Genomic DNA, 17,317 nt, shown 5'->3' with positions numbered 1-17,317 from the left:
TTACTTAAAATAAATTCTAATTAAATCATAAAACTGATCATTAGAAGTCCATTTAGTATTATAATTATGTATTTTTGCAATATTAATTCAATCTAAATAAGCCTTGCGTACCACAATAAGTTCATTACGAAAAAACGAAAAAGCAATTATCAAAGATTTTGATATTGACATTATTCCTTTAAAGTTACTTGAAATGGGGTGCTTGCCGGGCAATACCGTACAATTACTTCAAATTGCTCCTTTTGGAGATCCGTTATATTTAGATGTAAATGGTTCTCATGTAGCTATTCGAGTAGAAACTGCTAAAGAAATTGAAGTAGAACTTATTAAAATCGTACTTTAATGGTTCCTCAAAATATTAACGTAGCATTAATTGGAAATCCTAATGTAGGTAAAACTTCTGTCTTTAATCAGCTTACCGGGCTGAACCAGCAAGTAGGAAACTACCCTGGAATTACAGTGGAAAAGAAGATTGGTTTTTGCAAATTACCCCATAATATCAAGGCTAACATTCTGGATTTACCAGGAACTTACAGCCTCAATGCCAGCTCTATTGATGAAAATGTAGTTATAGAATTATTATTAAATAAAAACGATAAATTATATCCTGATGTTGCATTAGTGGTTACTGATGTTGAAAATCTAAAGAGAAATTTATTGCTTTTTACCCAGATTAAAGATCTTGAAATCCCGACTATTTTAGTCATTAATATGGCTGATCGAATGGAATCCAAAGGAATTTCGCTTGACATCCCTTTTCTTGAAGAACAATTAAAAACAAAAATTGCCTTAGTAAGTTCCAGAAAATCATTAGGAATTGAGGAATTAAAAGAACTCATTGTTACCTATAAATCCATATCGGCAGAGCCTTGCTTAAACGCATCAGTGATTGACAAAGAGTATTTCAACAATTTACAAAATGCGTTTCCGGATCAATTATTATACAAACTTTGGCTGGTCATCACTCAGGATGTGAACTTTTTAAATTTAGAACGAAAAGAAATACAGAGTTCGTTTACTAAATCACATACTGAATTAAAGCGCTTACAACAAAAAGAAACTATTAAACGCTATCAGTTTATTAATGATGTTTTAAAAGAAGGGCTGAGTATTGACAGTAGCGTAGCCAGAGATTTTCGCTCTAAACTGGATCGTGTTTTAACACACAAATTCTGGGGATACATTATTTTCTTTGTGATCCTTTTTGTTATTTTCCAATCCATATTTGACTGGTCTTCCATTCCAATGGATTTTATTGACAGCAGCTTTGCTACCTTAAGCGCCATGGCAGCGGAGCATTTACCTGCAGGTATTTTAACCGATTTAATTTCGCAGGGAATTATTCCCGGAATTGGAGGAATTCTGATTTTTATCCCTCAAATTGCTTTCTTATTCCTCTTTATTTCTATACTGGAAGAAAGTGGTTATATGAGTCGTGTGGTCTTTATTATGGACAAAATCATGCGTCGTTTTGGCTTATCAGGAAAAAGTGTGGTGCCACTAATTTCAGGAACAGCATGTGCAATCCCTGCTATCATGGCCACCCGAAATATCGAAAACTGGAAAGAACGCTTAATAACCATTCTGGTAACACCGTTCACAACCTGTTCTGCCCGATTGCCTGTTTATGCCATAATTATTGCATTAGTAATCCCTAATCACCGTGTGTTAGGATTCCTGAACCTTCAGGGTTTGACCTTAATGCTATTGTATTTACTAGGTTTTGGGATGGCAATATTTTCGGCCTATGTTTTAAACAAAGTGATGAAAATAAGCGGTAAAACGTTTTTTGTAGTCGAAATGCCCAACTATAAATTGCCATTATTTAAAAATGTAGCTATCAATGTAATCGAAAAAACGAAAGCATTTATTCTAGGTGCAGGAAAGATTATTTTGGCAATTTCCATTGTATTATGGTTTTTAGCCTCTTATGGTCCGGGAGAAAAGTTCCAAAATGCCGAAAGTATTATTACGGCTCAGGAAAAAAACAACACTGTTTCAAACACAGAACTTGAAAACAAAATCGCCTCTTTTAAACTGGAGAATTCGTATATTGGAATCATGGGTAAAAGTATCGAACCGGTCATTGCCCCTTTAGGATACGATTGGAAAATAGGGATTGCCATCATTAGTTCATTTGCAGCAAGAGAAGTATTTGTGGGTACATTAGCCACCATTTACAGCGTAGGAGGATCAGACAATGAAACTACTATTAAAAACAAAATGCAAGCCGAAATTCATCCCGAGACAGGTTTAAAAGTATTTAACTTTGCTACCGGAATTTCGTTGTTGCTCTTTTATGCTTTTGCAATGCAATGTGCCAGTACCATTGCCATTACTAAAAAAGAAACTAATAGCTGGAAATGGCCTTTAGGACAATTAATATTCATGAGTACCTTTGCTTATTTAGTTGCTTTGATTGCTTTTCAGATCTTAAAATAAAAAGTACCTTTATTCTAAGTTTCTCTTTCAAAAGAATTTTCAAAAAACAACAGTATTATGAGAAATTACGAAAATGCTTGTGCCAAATTTTACAGTAATCTAAAATTACAACCATTCCAAATGAATTCTTTTGAATTTAGGAAAGATTATTTTTCTGATGCTTTGCTATTTAAAAAAATTCAATCCAATTGGAACATTAAAAAAGACTACCTCAAACAATCTCAAAAAGAAAATCGAGAACTCATAATTACCGATATCAATTTTAAAATTGTATTTGCATCAAAAAACATTTCACGAATAAATGGTTATCAACCTCAGGAAATAGTTGGAAAATCACCTGTAGTATTTCAAGGTAAAGCCACTTCAGATGCAACGAAACAAAAAATAAAAGCAGCCATAAACGACTTAAAACCTTTCAAAGAAGTGATTTTAAATTACAAAAAAAATGGCGAAACCTATTGGTGTGAAATTGAGGCCTATCCAATGTTTGATAAAAATGGAGATTTTCAAAACTACATTGCCTTAGAAAAAATAGCATCTTAAAACATCTAAAATATGGATTTTCAAGAAATTATAGCTTTTATAACACTTGGCATAGCCGTTATGTACCTCATTAAAAAATTCTTTTTAAAGAAGAAAAAAAAGGATAAAAACTGCGGTGGTGATGACTGTGGCTGCCATTAAAATTATTTTACCGCAAATTCGCAAATTAAAAAATTATTAGTTAAAACAACTTCACATAAAGATTACTGGCTATTTTATTCGAAATATTCAATGGCTTGTCATCCACTTTTATGCGAAGGGAAAGATCGAAAGTTTCTTTGGAAATAATTTCGATTGTAGAACCCAGAGCAATTTGTTGTTTGTCCAGATATTTTAAAAACTCCGAAGAAGTATCTTTTACACCAACACAAATTCCTTTTTGGCTTTCGACCAAATCTGAAAGTAATTGTTTTTCTATTTTAGGCAGCAGTCCCTGTGCATTAGGAATAGGATCACCATGCGGATCTTCGGTAGGATTTCCCAGAAAATCATCCAGTTTATTAATCAGTTTCTCTGATTTTATATGCTCTAACTGCTCTGCAATATCATGAACCTCATCCCAGGAAAAATCAAGCTTCTCTACTAAAAAAACTTCCCATAAACGATGTTTTCTAACAATCATTTTAGCTTCCAGTTTTCCTTTTTCGGTAAGACTTACACCTTGGTATTTTTTATAATGAACCAGATCTTTCTCGGCCAGCTTTTTAAGCATATCAGTAACTGACGAAGCTTTGGTTTCCATTACTTCGGCAATAGCATTCGTACTTACTCCCGAACTGGAAACTACAGTAAGATGGTAGATGGATTTAAGATAATTTTCTTCTGAAAAAGTCATTTTTTTTGAGGTTCTAAGTTACTAAGGTTCTGAGTTGCTAAGAAGCTAAGGACAAAACCTCAGAAACTTAGCAACTCAGTATCTCCGCCACTTTATTTAACAATCAACAAAGGTATCGAAATTTTATGACGGAGTTTATCTACGGTTGTACCAAAAATCAAATCTTTGAGTCCTGTATGACCATGGGTTCCCATTACTAAAACATCAAATGCTCCCTTATTTACAATTTCCGGGATTACTTTATTAGGCTTACCAAATCCCAGTTCGGTCATTACATTAAATCCTTTTTTCGAAAGCATTTCTTTGTATTGCAGCAACAATTTCTCGTCGATTAAAGTTTCATGATCATCAATATTTTCACCATAAACCATGGCTCCTACAGTTTCCACCACGTGAATCAAAGTATATTTGGCATCCATTCCTCCCAATTCAAAAGCACTGCTCAATGCAATTTCATCAGCAGAAGAAAAATCAACTGAAACCGCAATATTCTTTTTAGAGTAACTTTCTGATTTTGAAAAATGCAGTTTCAAATGGTGTGGCGAGTGATTTTGAATATCGGTTTTTGCTTTGGTAATAAAAGGTTTAAAGACAATATAGAGTAACAATCCTAAAAAGAAAAAAGCCAATGGAACAACAGTAAGCCAAAGTACAATTGGGTTTTCTGAAATTTCAAGCCATCCGGTAATTTCGTTGTAAACTAATTTAGCATTCAACGAAACAATAATCGTAGCGATAATCCAGGCAGCAATTTGAGTGATTCTGGAAACCTGAAATCCTTTCATTTTTGTTTTATCACTCACAAAATGAATCAACGGAATAATAGCAAAACCAAGCTGTAAACTCAAAATCACCTGACTTAAAATCAGTAATTTTCCGGTGACGCTTTCGCCATAAATCAAAATCACAATTACGGCGGGAACAATGGCAATTAATCGGGTAATGATTCTTCGTACCCATGGTTGGATTCTTAAATTCAAATAACCTTCCATTACAATTTGCCCAGCCAAAGTTCCTGTTATGGTCGAACTTTGTCCCGCAGCAATCAAGGCTACAGCAAATAAAATAGGTGCCCATTTAGTCCCTAAAAGCGGTTGTAAAAATTTATGGGCATCCTGAATTTCAGCTACTTCAAACATTCCGTTCCTGTAAAATGTGGCTGCTGCCAAAATTAAAATGGCCGCATTTACCAGAAAAGCCAAATTCAAGGCAATAGTAGAATCGATAAAATTGTATTTCAATGCCTGCTTGATTCCGGCAGGGCTTCTGTCAAAATTTCTGGTTTGTACTAATGAGGAATGCAAATACAAATTGTGCGGCATAACCGTAGCTCCAATGATTCCGATAGCAATGTACAACGCTGCCTCAGTGGGTAACGAAGGAATCAATCCATAAACCACTTTGTCAAGCTCCGGCTGGGCAAAAATCATTTCGAAAACAAAAGAAAAACCAATAATAGCCACCAATACAATAATAAAAGCTTCCATTTTTCGGATACCTTTATTGATTAAAAAGAGTAATAAAAAAGTATCTAAAACGGTGATTAAAACCCCTTCGATTAACGGAATATCAAACAATAAATTAATTCCGATTGCCATTCCTAATACTTCTGCAAGATCACAGGCTGCGATGGCAATTTCGGCTAAAAAATAAAGGATATAATTAACCGGTTTAGAATAAGTTTCCCTTGAAGCCTGTGCCAAATCACGTTGAGTAACAATTCCGAGTCGGGCACTTAAACTTTGCAAAAGCAGCGCCATTAAATTACTCATCAATAAAACCCAAAGCAAGGAATAACCAAACTGGCTTCCTCCGGCAATATCCGTTGCCCAGTTGCCCGGATCCATATAACCTACACTTACCAGATAGGCAGGGCCAAAAAAGGCAAGTATCTTTCTAAAAACGGATTTTTTATTCTGTGTCGAAACGGACTGATGTACTTCTTCAAGTGATTTTCCCATCGTATTATAAACTAATTACGCAAATATATAGAAAAATCGCATTAATCAAATCTTTTTTTTAGCCAAGTCTAAATTTCGAATTAAATCAAATCGTTTCGGAACACAAACGACATTTTAATTTTTCTTAAATGCAACAATGTTGCATTTAAGAAAAAAATGTTTATATTTACAGCCTAAAAAAAATTGTATGACAGAACAAACCCATTTTGAAGTAATTATTGTTGGCGGCAGTTTTAGCGGACTTTCGGCAGCTATGAGTTTAGGCCGTTCTTTACGACAGGTTTTAGTTATTGACAGTGGTTATCCATGCAACAGTCAAACTCCACACTCCCATAATTTTATCACTCAGGATGGCGAAAAACCAGCTGTAATTTTGGCGAAAGCCAAAAAACAGTTAGCTATTTATAAAACCGTTCAGCTTTATAATGATTTAGCAACAGCCGCCCAAAAAAGCAATGCGGGATTTAAAATTACCACAAAATCAGGAAAAATTTTTAGTTCTGAAAAAATCCTGTTTGCCACTGGAGTTAAGGATTTACTTCCGGAAACAGATGGATTTACTGATTGCTGGGGAATTTCAATACTACATTGTCCTTATTGTCATGGTTATGAAGTAAAAAATGAAAGAACAGTTATTATTGCTAATGGAGAAATCGCTTTTGAGTACGCAAAATTAATTTACAACTGGACAAAAGATTTAAAAATTTGTACCAATGGAAAATCGACTTTAACACCGGAACAAAAGCAAACACTGAAAAAAAACAACATAGAAATAATTGAAAACGAAATTGCATCTTTCGAACATGAAAATGGCAATGTCAAAAATATTGTTTTTAAAAATTCCGAAAAAACAGCTGTAAAAGCCATTTACCATCGACCGGCTTTTGAACAACATTGTCCTTTGCCTGAAATCCTGGGTTGTGAACTCAACGAACAAGGTTTGTTAAAAGTAGATTTTATGCAAAAAACAACCGTGCCCGGAGTTTATGCAAGCGGTGATAATCACACACCTGCCAGATCTGTGGCAATGGCTGTCGCAACAGGTTCTTTTGCTGGCGCTGCACTTAATAAAGAACTTATTGACGATAATTTTATTTACTGATGCTTTCAACACACGCCGGACACAAACCGGATAGCGTAAAATTTACTTCCTTAACCAAATAATTTTCAGGAATGGTATAAGATGGTTTCACAGCATCTAAACAAGTAACCGAATGGCATTTTTCACAACTAAAATGTACATGATTATGAATATGCTGATGATGCTCATGAGGATTATGATTACAGGCAGCATATTTAATGGTTCCGTCAGGAGTAGCGATTTTATGAATGACATCTTCATTGACCAAACGATCTAAAATCCTGTAAATGGTTACTCTGTCACACAATTCCTGATTCATTTTTTGAATTTCAGCATGCGACAACGCTACTTCTGAATTTTTTATCAATTCCAGAATAGCCGATTTAGCGGTGGTATTTCGGGTAGTTTTCATTTTTTTACAAAATAAAACGCAACAAGGTTGCATTTAAAAAAATAAGATCTTTATATTTGCAACTGAATTGCATTAAACAAAGATACAAGAAAAGCCAATAGGAAGTAAACTGTCTTTTCTTTAAAATCATCAATTATCGCTTTTTCAAGAATGAAAAAAAAATATATCCTAATCAATGTTTTTCTGTCTATGGCAGTATTGTTCTCAATACTGTTTCAGGCGGTACATGCTTATGGACATCATTCTGAAGAAATTGCTGAAAAAATTGCTCATCATCATTCGGATAACAAAGACGAAATAAATCAAAATCACAGCATTTTTGAAAAATGTGCCACTTGTGATTTTAGTTTCAGTTCCTTTACTACCACTGATTTTTATGTGTTTTCTTTCTGTAAAAACAGCATAATAAAGGCTTTTACTTCATTATTTACTAAACAACATCTTTCCTTTTTTACCGGAAGCCTTTTCGCGCTTCGGGCACCGCCATTATTTTAAAATATTCAAAGAACTACTCATTTTATACCTAAAAAAATGATTCTCTTTTAGTTCAATCGTTCCGGTATAATGCCGTTGTATATTTCATTTAGAACAATTTTTATTGGACTAATTTGAAATAACAAACGGTATTAGACCCATAATGAGCCGCTTTTCCATATTTTAAAATAAGATAATGTCGAAGAAAAATTTCGTTTTTTTCTGGCTTATGTTGTTTGTCAATAGCCTTTATTCGCAAAACACCATAAGCGGAAAAATAATAAGTCAGGAGCCTGTGAGCTTCTCAGATATTCATATCCATATTGGTCAAAAAATCAGCAGTAGCGATACTTCAGGAAATTATCGTGTCACTAATTTGCCTGATGGAATTACAAAAATCTATATTTCACATATTGGATACCAATCCATTGACACCGTTATTAATTTACAAGGCAATTTAGAAATTGATTTTAAACTGAAGCGAAACACAACTAAACTGCACGAAGTAGTTATTCAGCAAAAAAATAATGCTAATTCTAAATCAGTTGCTGAACAGCAAATCAAGTTAGAAACTATTGAAAAATACAGCAATAAATCTTTAGGCGATGTACTGAAAGAAGTAGCGGGAATTTCGAGTTTAAAAACCGGAAATGCCGTAGTAAAACCCATTATAAACGGATTGTACGGAAGCAGAGTTCCTGTAATTAACAACAATGTAAAACTGGAAGATCAACAATGGGGAACGGAACACGCACCCAATTTTGATGTGAATGCTGCCGGCAAAATCACCGTGATAAAAGGGGCTTCGGGATTGCAATATGGCGGCGATGCTATTGGTGGTTTGGTGATTATTGAACCGATAAATGTGAAAAAAGACACGCTATTTGGGAAAACTATTGTAAACTATGATGCTAATGGAAAAGGTGGCTCGCTAAGTTCCAGTGTTCATAAAGGAAATGATTTGGGCTGGAGTTGGAATGCTTTAGCGACTCTGAAATACATGGGTGACAAGCAAGCCGCAGCATATGTTTTATCCAATACAGGAAATCGGGAAGCTAATTTTTCGGGAGATTTAAAATATGCTGCAAAAAAATTCAATGCTACTGCTTTTTACAGTTATTACAAATCGGTAATTGGGATTTTGAGTGCTTCGCATACCGGAAACGTGAATGATTTGTACCAATCAATTAATAATAAAGTACCGTCTGTAATCAATGATTTTACGTATATTATCCAAAATCCAAAACAGGATGTGCAACATCATATTGCCAAATTCAATTTCGATTATTATCTCAACGAATCGGCATTTATAGCGTTTCAATATGCTTTTCAATTCAACAAAAGATTAGAATATGATGTACGAAGAGGCGATTATAAAAATACTGCGGCTTTAGATTTGGATTTAAAAACCAATACGCTGAATATTGATTTCAAAAAATCAGGACACGACTGGAATTTTGAATCAGGATTGAGTGCTGCTACGCAAAAGAATTATGCCAATCCGGCAACAGGAATTCGCCCGTTGATTCCTAATTATGACAAAATTGATTTTGGTGCTTATGCAATTTCCAGCTATAATTTTTCGGATAGTTTTTCTGTAGATGGTGGCTTACGCTATGATTTTTCGAAAATGGATGCGACCAAATATTACCAAAAATCAAGATGGGACGAAAGAGGTTACAACGAAACATTTCCTGAATTTATCGCTGGCGATTATGGAACGCAATGGCTTACCAAGCCTAATTTTACTTTTCATAATATCTCGGCTAGTGCCGGTTTTCATAAAAAACTGGAAAAGAGTTGGGATATTTTTACCAATGTAAGTTTTGCTTCGAGAAACCCCAATCCTTCAGAGTTTTTTAGTGACGGATTGCATCATTCTACTGGCGTAATTGAATTGGGTGATTTAAATTTAAAAAAAGAACAATCAACTAAATTGTCAGTAACCATCCGGAAAAAGTTCGACCAATTTTCTTTCGAAATCAATCCTTATAGCAATCACATTCACGATTATATTTTTTTGAAGCCTGTTGGTTTTGAAACGACCATTCGCGGTGCTTTTCCTGTATGGGAATATCAGCAAACTGATGCACTACTTTTAGGAATTGATGTTCAAACGCATTGGAATATTACAAATCATTGGCAACATTCGTTTTCATTGGCGTATGTAAACGGAAAAGACAACAGCAAAAAGGAGCCTTTAATTGATATGCCGCCATTGAATTTAAACAACAAGATTCGTTTTTCTAAAAAAGAATGGAACCAACTTATTCTGGAATTAAAAAGTGAAATTGTCCTGCAACAAAACCGATATCCTGACAATAATTTTTATACCAATATCATCAAAGACAACGAATTTGAATCGGTTTTAGTGGATATCAGCACGCCTCCTCCAGCTTATCATTTGTTGCATTTTTATTCGGAAATGAAATTCAATACTTTCAAAAAAATGAATACAACTGTTGCCTTTTCTGTTCAGAATATTTTCAATGTTTCGTATCGGGATTACTTAAACCGACAACGCTTTTTTGCCGATGAAATAGGGCGAAGCTTTCAAATTCAACTCAAATTCAATTATTAAACCTCAATATCATTAATTTAAATTCAAACAAAATGAAAACAAATCAGCACTCAAAACAATTCAAATTTTACGCTCTTGCACTTGTGGCGGCACTCACTTTTTCTTCTTGTAGCAACGATGATGACACTCCGCCTCCACCGGTAAATGAAGAAGAATTAATTACTACTGTTACGGCAATTTACACTCCTGTAGGCGGTGGAACGGCTGTAACTTTACAATACAAAGATTTAGATGGCGAAGGCGCCAATGCTCCTGTAATTACAGTTTCCAGTCCTTTCGAAAAAAACAAAACCTATAATGGCACGGTCACTTTTAAAAATGAACTGGCTAATCCTGCCGAAGATATTACCCCGGAAATTGTAGAAGAAGGAGATGAACACCAACTTTTTTACCAAACAACAGGCACATTAAATCCTTTTACTTACGGAACTGCGACTAGTAATTTTGATAAAAACGGAAAACCTGTTGGTTTACAATCTGTTTTTGCAACTACCGGAGCGGCTTCCGGAACTTTAACCATTACTTTGAGACACGAACCAAATAAATCAGCAGCAAACGTTGCCACTGGAGACATTACTAATGCAGCCGGTTCAACCGATGCCGAGGTTACTTTCTCTATTTCAGTTTTATAAAAAGACTCAATTCTATAAATAACAGCATTCTGTCGATTACTTTATTAAAACATATAAGTCATATAAGCTGTAGGTTTAAAAATGAAATAAGTAAAACAAAAAGTTCATTTAAGTAAAAGGGAATAGACTTATAAAGATAATTTCAACTTATTTGCACTTTTGTTAACTTGTCAAAGTGTGTTTTTATTTTGACTTATGTGACTTATATGTTTAAAAATAAAGCTGTTTATTTTAGAATATAGCGATAAAAAACAACTGATTTCGATTATTCCCTACAAGGCCTTTTTTAAGGTCTTGAGGGTTTCTTATGCCCCATTTTCAAAATAAATAATTAATTTTTAAACCATTACCTATGAAAAACAAATTCAACAAACTATTATTTTTATTCGCTTTATCTGCTTTTGCCGTGTCATGTAGCAATGATGATGATCACGACCACGATGACCATTCAGAAGAAACAAATCAAGAATACAAATATGTGAGAATATTAGTTTCGGATGAAAAAACGACCGAACTTTCACTTGTAAATCCAGTAGATGGAACGACAACATTTTTTGATGCTAAGTTTCCAAAATCGGCACTTTACACAACAGAATCCGGACGATTTGCCGGAATTATTCACAGAGCTGATAACACAGTCGAAACTTTCGACAGTGGATTTGAATTCCACGGCGATCATGTGGATACAAAAGGAACACCAAAATTTGGAGCTTTGACAGGAATATCACTTTCGCCAACCCATTTCAAAAGCAAATTAGGCGAAATAGTAACTTTTAATGATGGCGATGGTACTTTATCTGTAGCTAAAGAATCAGATGTACATAGTCCAGGGGCTGCGTTTACAACCATCAATGCCGGACTTAAAGCACATCACGGTGCAATGGCCACTTTTTCAAATGGGACTTATGCTATTACTGAAAAAGATAATTCTATTGCAGGAACACTTCCTGAAAAAGTAAAAATTATAGACCATACCGGAAAAACTGTTCATGCTGCAAAACTCGCAACTCAGGGAATTCACGGAAATGCAACTGACGGAACTTATGCTGTTTTTGGTTCAGCAAGTGGAATCCTTGTGGTAGAAAGCAACGGCAATCAAAAACTGATTCCGCATCCTGCTGATTTTGGAACAGCCTGGTTTGGTAGTATTTTAGAAACTGCTTATGCTGGAAAGTTTGTAGGATACACTGCTGCCAAAGGTGCTTTCCTTATTGATGTGGTTAATAATAGTGTCACTCCCATCATTGAAAACACTAAAATTATGCAATGCAAAGTAAGTTATAATCATAAAAAATTGGGTGTATTGCTACATTCAGGTGAAATGAGAGTTTATGATTTAAGTAGTTTATCATTAGACAAAACTGCCAATATTATTTCAGCAACAGCCGAAGATGCTACGCAAAAACCACAATTGGAATTAACAGAACGATTTGCTTACATCACTTCTCCAGCTACCGGAGAATTACTTCAGGTTAGCCTTTCTACATTGGCTATTACCAAAATAAAAACTTCTGCTACGCCATATCGTATTACCATTTTTGGTCATGAAAATAGTGCTGGACATTAATGCATAACTATAAATAAGAAAAAAAAGGCGTACAATTTTTGTATGCCTTTTTTCATATCCTACGCTTCTTTCCACTCCAATAATTGTTTTTCTGAATTATTTTAAAAAATACATTTTATTAATCAAATATTATTTTTAGATTTACCTAAATTTAATTTAAAGGTTGTGAAAAAATATATTTGTTTAGTTCTAATTTCATCTTTTTCGTTTCTTTTACCCACTCTTTTATTCGCTCAAGCAAGCATTAAAGGTAAGATTACGTCGGATGGAAACCCATTACAACTGGCTAATATTAGTTTAAAAAAAGCCAAAAAAGCTACCACGAGTGATACTGATGGCTTTTACACTTTGAAAAATATTGCCTTAGGTGAATATGAAATTTCAGCTTCGTACACGGGCTATAAAAGCGAGACAAGAAAAATTACGCTAACTGATTCGACCGAAATTATCGTTGATTTTAATTTAAAAGAAAACAATACACTGGATGAAGTGGTGGTAACAGGAACCTTAAAACCGGTGAGTCGTCTGGAGAGTCCTGTCCCTGTAGAAGTTTACAAGCCTGCTTTCTTCAAAAAAAATCCAACAGCCAACATTTTCGAAGCTCTGCAAAACGTCAACGGCGTGCGTCCACAATTGAACTGTAATGTCTGCAACACCGGAGATATTCATATCAACGGATTAGAAGGTCCTTATACGTTGGTTTTAATTGACGGAATGCCCATTGTAAGCGGACTTTCGACCGTTTACGGATTATCCGGGATTCCGAATTCTTTATTAGAACGAATAGAAATTGTAAAAGGACCGGCTTCTTCTTTATATGGAAGTGAAGCTGTGGGTGGTTTAATCAATATTATCACTAAAAACCCAAAGAACGCTCCTCTTTTCTCGGCTGATGCCTTTACTACTGATTGGGGCGAAATGAATATTGATTTGGGTTTCAAAGGAAACGTCAGCAAAACCGCCTCGGTACTCACCGGAGTTAATTATTTCAATTACAGCAACCCAATTGATAATAACAACGATAATTTTACCGATGTAACTTTACAGGATCGCATTTCGGTTTTCCAAAAATGGAATTTTAATCGAAAAAGCAACAAACTGCTCTCGATGGCGGGACGTTTTTTCTATGAAGACCGATGGGGCGGCGAAATGCAATGGGAGAAAAAATACCGTGGCGGCAGTGAAGTCTATGGCGAAAGTATTTATACCAAACGCTGGGAATTATTGGGTGCTTATGAATTGCCTGTAAAAGAAAAAATGTTGTTCTCCTTTTCTTATACTGACCACGACCAAAATTCGGTTTATGGAAATATGCCTTATCTGGCTAAACAGCGTATTGGTTTTGGACAACTGACTTTGGACAAAAAAATAAATACTCATGATTTGCTTTTTGGAACCGCACTTCGTTATCAATATTATAACGACAACACTCCTGCAACGGTAAAAGAAGATGTCAACTGGATTCCGAGTTTGTTTGTTCAGGACGAAATAACATTGCATGAAAACCACAAAGTGCTGCTGGGTGCCCGTTATGATTACAACAAAAACCACGGTTCCATCTTTACTCCGAGGTTAGCTTATAAATGTAAAATTAACGATAATAATATTCTGCGATTCAATACCGGAACGGGTTTCAGGATTGTCAATCTCTTTACCGAAGAACACGCTGCATTGACCGGTTCGCGCGATGTGATTGTGCTGGAAGAATTGAAACCGGAGCGCTCTTATAACGCCAATTTGAATTATCTAAAGAAAATTTATACTAACAACGGCAACTTTATCGGGTTGGAAACTTCGGCTTGGTACACGCATTTTACCAATTCGATTATACCGGATTATGATACCAATCCAAATCAGATTATTTATAAAAATTTAGATGGATATGCAGTTACTAAAGGAATTAGTACCAATATCGACATGGTTTTTCAAAACGGTCTAAAAGTCATTGTAGGAGCAACTTATATGGATGTATCCAAAACCGAAAACGGAATAAAAACCCGCCAAATGTTAACGGAAAAATTCACCGGAACCTGGGCCATTTCGTACCGAATCAATAAACTATTCCTTGATGTTGACTATACCGGAAACCTCTATGGACCGATGCGACTTCCTGTTTTAGGCAGCTTAGATCCAAGAAAAGAGTATTCGCCTACATGGAGCATTCAGAACATTCAGTTTACGTTTAATAAATTTAAAAACATCGAAATTTATGCTGGTGTAAAAAACCTGTTGAACTGGACACCAAATAAAGGAAATCCGTTTATTATTGCAAGAGCAAACGATCCTTTTGATAAAAATGTGGAATATGACAGTAATGGAAATGTTCAGCAAAATACTAATCCCAATGACCCAAAATACAACCCGTATGCTTTAACTTTCGATCCAGGTTATGTTTATGGTCCTAACCAAGGTATTCGAAGCTTTTTTGGATTACGTTATACTTTGAAATAATGAAAAAATGGTTTTACATAGTATTGATTTTCTTTTGGGCGATTCCCTCCGGTTTTGCCCAATTGAAAATCCATACCTTTGAAGAAGCCGAACAATTAGCCGTAAAAAACCCTAAACCCTTTGTCGTTTTTACCCATACTTCCTGGTGCAAAATCTGCAAAATGATGGAAAATTCGACTTTTAAAAACCCTGAAATCATCAAGGTTCTAAACACTGATTTTTACTTTATTTCATTAGACGCAGAAAGCAAAAAAGACATTTTTTTCAACAATCACAGCTTCAAATTCAAACCACAAGGTCCAAACACAGGAGTTCATGAACTCGCCTCAGCCTTGGCAACTATCGATTCTGAAGTAATTTACCCCACGCTTACCATTTTAGAATCTGATTTTTCAATTGTTTTCCAAAAGCATTCGTTGCTAAATGCGAAGGACTTACTTCTCATTCTCCAAAAAATAAAATAATTGGTTACTTTTGAGAAGAATTCGCTTCCCACCCTATGAAACACTTCGATTATATTTTTACCGGTTCCGGTTTAGCCGCTTTAATGACGGTGTATAAAATGGTACAATCCGGAAAATTTAAAGATAAAAGCATCTTGTTGTTGGATGACAATTCGAAAAAAACAAACGATAGAACCTGGTGTTTTTGGGAAAAAGAAAATTCCGTTTGGGATTCTATCGTTTCAAAAAAATGGAATTCTGCGTTGTTTGCCAATTCGGATTTTAATCGAAATTTAGACTTACAACCGTATCAGTATTATAAAATTCAGGGATTGGATTTTTACAATTTTGTTTTCGAATTGCTTTCGAAACAAGAAAACATCACTTTTTTAAAAGAAAAAGTAACGGATATAAACGAACTGGAAAATCACGTTTATGTCGCTTCTGAAAATAATCAATTTACTTGCAATCAGGTTTTCAATAGTATATTTAATAAAGCAGCATTAGTCCAACAAACAAAATTTCCTGTTTTACAACAGCATTTTATTGGCTGGAGCATAAAATCAGCAGAAGCCGTTTTCAATCCGGAACAGGCGGTTTTTATGGATTTTTCGGTTGAACAAAAAGGAAATACAAGATTCATGTATATCTTACCCGTTTCTAAAAACGAAGCGCTGTTAGAATACACGCTTTTTTCAGCTGAACTTTTGAAACACGAAGAATACGAAAGCGAAATTGAAAATTACATTCGGAAACTTGGCATTAGCCAATATGAAATTATCGAAAAAGAACAAGGCAGCATCCCTATGACTTGCTATCCTTTTTGGAAAAAAAATAGCAAACGCGTACTCAACATTGGTACAGCGGGCGGATGGACAAAAGCCAGCACGGGTTATACTTTTAAAAATTCTGACAAGCATTCGACCCGATTGATTGCCTTGCTGCAAAAGGAAACCGATTTTAGAAAATTCCACCGTAAAACGAAATTCTGGTTCTACGACTTGCTCTTGTTGGATATTCTGGACCGACAAAACGAATTGGGTTCCCGCATTTTTTCTTCGATGTTTAAAAATGGAAATCCTGCTTTAATTTTTAAATTTCTGGACGAAGAAACCACTCTCTTCGAAGATATCAAAGTCATTCTAAAATGTCCTAAAAGGCTTTTTATAAAAGCATTATTCAAATCGGGACGCTATTTATAGTTTCTAAAATGACTATCAAACTATAACAAAACTTTATAATCCGAACCATTTAGTTCGATAGATTCTTCGTAACTTTGCCTATTCAAAAATTACAAATTAAAATACAAAAGATATGTATCCACAAGAAATGGTAACTCCAATGCAAGCTGAATTAACTACAGCTGGTTTTCAAGATTTACACAGTGCTCAAGATGTTGAAAACGCTATCAAAGCCGAAGGAACAACATTAGTTGTTGTAAACTCAGTTTGTGGTTGTGCTGCAAGAAACGCACGTCCGGGAGCTAAAATGAGTTTAGAAGGTGCTAAAAAACCAGATCATTTAATCACTGTTTTTGCAGGAGTTGATAAAGAAGCAGTTGATGCTGCAAGACAACACATGTTCCCTTTTCCTCCATCATCGCCATCTATGGCTTTGTTCAAAAACGGAGAATTGGTTCATATGTTAGAGCGTCACCATATTGAAGGTCGTCCGGCTGAAATGATTGCTGAGAACTTACAAGATGCTTACAACGAATATTGTTAAGACTTTGTTTTAAACACTAAGTTCACAAAGTTTTTACACAAAGAACACAAAAATAATTACCGCAAATTCGCAAATTTTATAATCTGTGAATTTGTGGTTTTTTATTTATAATTGCTTTAATGGTTTATTAAAAAAACCTTGCGACCTTTGCGTAAAACTTTGTGCCCTTT

Annotated in this window: 16 protein-coding genes; 13 read left to right on the top strand and 3 right to left on the bottom strand. The window is 34.9% G+C overall.

The genetic code is table 11. The annotated features are described in order from the left end of the window. The first annotated feature begins 103 nt into the window (after nucleotides 1–103). Genes BUB89_RS05665 through BUB89_RS17980 form a run of 4 tightly spaced genes read left to right on the top strand, consistent with a single transcriptional unit; the run spans nucleotide 104 to nucleotide 3,126 of the window. Complete coding sequence (locus BUB89_RS05665; RefSeq protein WP_073242800.1) at nucleotides 104–343, top strand: FeoA family protein; 240 nt, start codon at nucleotides 104–106, stop codon at nucleotides 341–343. Continuing rightward, nucleotides 343–2,442 (top strand): ferrous iron transport protein B, encoded by a 2,100-nt coding sequence (gene feoB, locus BUB89_RS05660; RefSeq protein ID WP_073242798.1) that lies wholly within the window; start codon nucleotides 343–345, stop codon nucleotides 2,440–2,442. Before BUB89_RS05665 ends, feoB begins: the two co-directional genes overlap by 1 nt. A 57-nt stretch (nucleotides 2,443–2,499) precedes the next feature. Then, complete coding sequence (locus BUB89_RS05655; protein WP_073242796.1) at nucleotides 2,500–2,985, top strand: PAS domain-containing protein; 486 nt, start codon at nucleotides 2,500–2,502, stop codon at nucleotides 2,983–2,985. A 12-nt stretch (nucleotides 2,986–2,997) separates the two neighbouring features. Beyond that, nucleotides 2,998–3,126: a FeoB-associated Cys-rich membrane protein gene (locus BUB89_RS17980; protein ID WP_141384367.1), complete on the top strand. Its 129-nt coding sequence runs from the start codon at nucleotides 2,998–3,000 to the stop codon at nucleotides 3,124–3,126. A gap of 40 nt (nucleotides 3,127–3,166) precedes the next feature. Here BUB89_RS17980 and BUB89_RS05650 read toward each other — a convergent pair whose 3' ends face one another. Both BUB89_RS05650 and BUB89_RS05645 read right to left on the bottom strand, forming a co-directional pair. Then, entirely contained in the window at nucleotides 3,167–3,820 is a 654-nt protein-coding gene (locus BUB89_RS05650; RefSeq protein ID WP_073242794.1) for a metal-dependent transcriptional regulator, read from the bottom strand. 92 nt (nucleotides 3,821–3,912) lie between these two features. Continuing rightward, on the bottom strand, nucleotides 3,913–5,781 hold the full coding sequence (locus BUB89_RS05645; protein WP_073242792.1) for an Nramp family divalent metal transporter: 1,869 nt from the start codon (nucleotides 5,779–5,781) through the stop codon (nucleotides 3,913–3,915). A gap of 187 nt (nucleotides 5,782–5,968) precedes the next feature. Here BUB89_RS05645 and BUB89_RS05640 point away from each other — a divergent pair, with 187 nt between their 5' ends. Then, nucleotides 5,969–6,883 (top strand): NAD(P)/FAD-dependent oxidoreductase, encoded by a 915-nt coding sequence (locus BUB89_RS05640; protein WP_073243048.1) that lies wholly within the window; start codon nucleotides 5,969–5,971, stop codon nucleotides 6,881–6,883. Here BUB89_RS05640 and BUB89_RS05635 read toward each other — a convergent pair. Continuing rightward, on the bottom strand, nucleotides 6,873–7,274 hold the full coding sequence (locus tag BUB89_RS05635) for a Fur family transcriptional regulator (protein WP_073242790.1): 402 nt from the start codon (nucleotides 7,272–7,274) through the stop codon (nucleotides 6,873–6,875). The two genes, BUB89_RS05640 and BUB89_RS05635, sit on opposite strands and share 11 nt — an antisense overlap. Before the next feature lie 150 nt (nucleotides 7,275–7,424). Here BUB89_RS05635 and BUB89_RS05630 point away from each other — a divergent pair, with 150 nt between their 5' ends. The 8 genes from BUB89_RS05630 (at nucleotide 7,425) to BUB89_RS05595 (ending at nucleotide 17,147) form a co-directional block, all read left to right on the top strand. Next, complete coding sequence (locus BUB89_RS05630) at nucleotides 7,425–7,769, top strand: hypothetical protein (protein WP_073242788.1); 345 nt, start codon at nucleotides 7,425–7,427, stop codon at nucleotides 7,767–7,769. A 175-nt stretch (nucleotides 7,770–7,944) separates the two neighbouring features. Next, entirely contained in the window at nucleotides 7,945–10,329 is a 2,385-nt protein-coding gene (locus BUB89_RS05625; protein ID WP_073242786.1) for a TonB-dependent receptor domain-containing protein, read from the top strand. Nucleotides 10,330–10,361: 32 nt separating this feature from the next. Continuing rightward, nucleotides 10,362–10,961, top strand: coding sequence for a hypothetical protein (locus BUB89_RS05620; protein WP_073242784.1), 600 nt, complete (start codon nucleotides 10,362–10,364; stop codon nucleotides 10,959–10,961). A 352-nt stretch (nucleotides 10,962–11,313) separates the two neighbouring features. After that, nucleotides 11,314–12,528, top strand: a complete 1,215-nt coding sequence (locus tag BUB89_RS05615) for a hypothetical protein (RefSeq protein WP_073242782.1) — start codon at nucleotides 11,314–11,316, stop codon at nucleotides 12,526–12,528. A 165-nt stretch (nucleotides 12,529–12,693) separates the two neighbouring features. Further along, a complete protein-coding gene (locus BUB89_RS05610) occupies nucleotides 12,694–14,979 on the top strand; it encodes a TonB-dependent receptor (protein ID WP_073242780.1) in 2,286 nt (761 codons plus the stop codon). Beyond that, on the top strand, nucleotides 14,979–15,443 hold the full coding sequence (locus BUB89_RS05605) for a thioredoxin family protein (RefSeq protein WP_073242778.1): 465 nt from the start codon (nucleotides 14,979–14,981) through the stop codon (nucleotides 15,441–15,443). The genes BUB89_RS05610 and BUB89_RS05605 overlap by 1 nt, the downstream gene beginning before the upstream one ends. A gap of 35 nt (nucleotides 15,444–15,478) precedes the next feature. Continuing rightward, the gene (locus BUB89_RS05600; RefSeq protein ID WP_073242776.1) at nucleotides 15,479–16,624 is read left to right on the top strand and encodes a lycopene cyclase family protein; all 1,146 of its coding nucleotides are present in this window, start codon (nucleotides 15,479–15,481) and stop codon (nucleotides 16,622–16,624) included. A 112-nt stretch (nucleotides 16,625–16,736) separates the two neighbouring features. Then, nucleotides 16,737–17,147: a BrxA/BrxB family bacilliredoxin gene (locus tag BUB89_RS05595; RefSeq protein WP_073242774.1), complete on the top strand. Its 411-nt coding sequence runs from the start codon at nucleotides 16,737–16,739 to the stop codon at nucleotides 17,145–17,147. The last annotated feature ends 170 nt before the right edge of the window (nucleotides 17,148–17,317 follow it).

The sequence above is a fragment of the Flavobacterium flevense genome (assembly GCF_900142775.1).
GTDB classification, from domain to species: domain Bacteria; phylum Bacteroidota; class Bacteroidia; order Flavobacteriales; family Flavobacteriaceae; genus Flavobacterium; species Flavobacterium flevense.
The sequence above is the reverse complement of the archived record's forward strand: the minus strand, read 5'-3'. Positions and strand labels throughout refer to the sequence as shown.

What these genes read in the sequence shown, in the direction of transcription:
- BUB89_RS05615 (WP_073242782.1), top strand. Translation starts at nt 11,314, where the DNA reads ATGAAAAACAAATTCAACAAACTATTATTTTTATTCGCTTTATCTGCT.
- BUB89_RS05600 (WP_073242776.1), top strand. Translation starts at nt 15,479, where the DNA reads ATGAAACACTTCGATTATATTTTTACCGGTTCCGGTTTAGCCGCTTTA.
- BUB89_RS05630 (WP_073242788.1), top strand. Translation starts at nt 7,425, where the DNA reads ATGAAAAAAAAATATATCCTAATCAATGTTTTTCTGTCTATGGCAGTA.
- BUB89_RS05655 (WP_073242796.1), top strand. Translation starts at nt 2,500, where the DNA reads ATGAGAAATTACGAAAATGCTTGTGCCAAATTTTACAGTAATCTAAAA.
- BUB89_RS05650 (WP_073242794.1), bottom strand. Translation starts at nt 3,820, where the DNA reads ATGACTTTTTCAGAAGAAAATTATCTTAAATCCATCTACCATCTTACT.
- BUB89_RS05640 (WP_073243048.1), top strand. Translation starts at nt 5,969, where the DNA reads ATGACAGAACAAACCCATTTTGAAGTAATTATTGTTGGCGGCAGTTTT.
- BUB89_RS05595 (WP_073242774.1), top strand. Translation starts at nt 16,737, where the DNA reads ATGTATCCACAAGAAATGGTAACTCCAATGCAAGCTGAATTAACTACA.
- BUB89_RS17980 (WP_141384367.1), top strand. Translation starts at nt 2,998, where the DNA reads ATGGATTTTCAAGAAATTATAGCTTTTATAACACTTGGCATAGCCGTT.
- BUB89_RS05605 (WP_073242778.1), top strand. Translation starts at nt 14,979, where the DNA reads ATGAAAAAATGGTTTTACATAGTATTGATTTTCTTTTGGGCGATTCCC.
- BUB89_RS05645 (WP_073242792.1), bottom strand. Translation starts at nt 5,781, where the DNA reads ATGGGAAAATCACTTGAAGAAGTACATCAGTCCGTTTCGACACAGAAT.
- BUB89_RS05625 (WP_073242786.1), top strand. Translation starts at nt 7,945, where the DNA reads ATGTCGAAGAAAAATTTCGTTTTTTTCTGGCTTATGTTGTTTGTCAAT.
- BUB89_RS05620 (WP_073242784.1), top strand. Translation starts at nt 10,362, where the DNA reads ATGAAAACAAATCAGCACTCAAAACAATTCAAATTTTACGCTCTTGCA.
- BUB89_RS05635 (WP_073242790.1), bottom strand. Translation starts at nt 7,274, where the DNA reads ATGAAAACTACCCGAAATACCACCGCTAAATCGGCTATTCTGGAATTG.
- feoB (WP_073242798.1), top strand. Translation starts at nt 343, where the DNA reads ATGGTTCCTCAAAATATTAACGTAGCATTAATTGGAAATCCTAATGTA.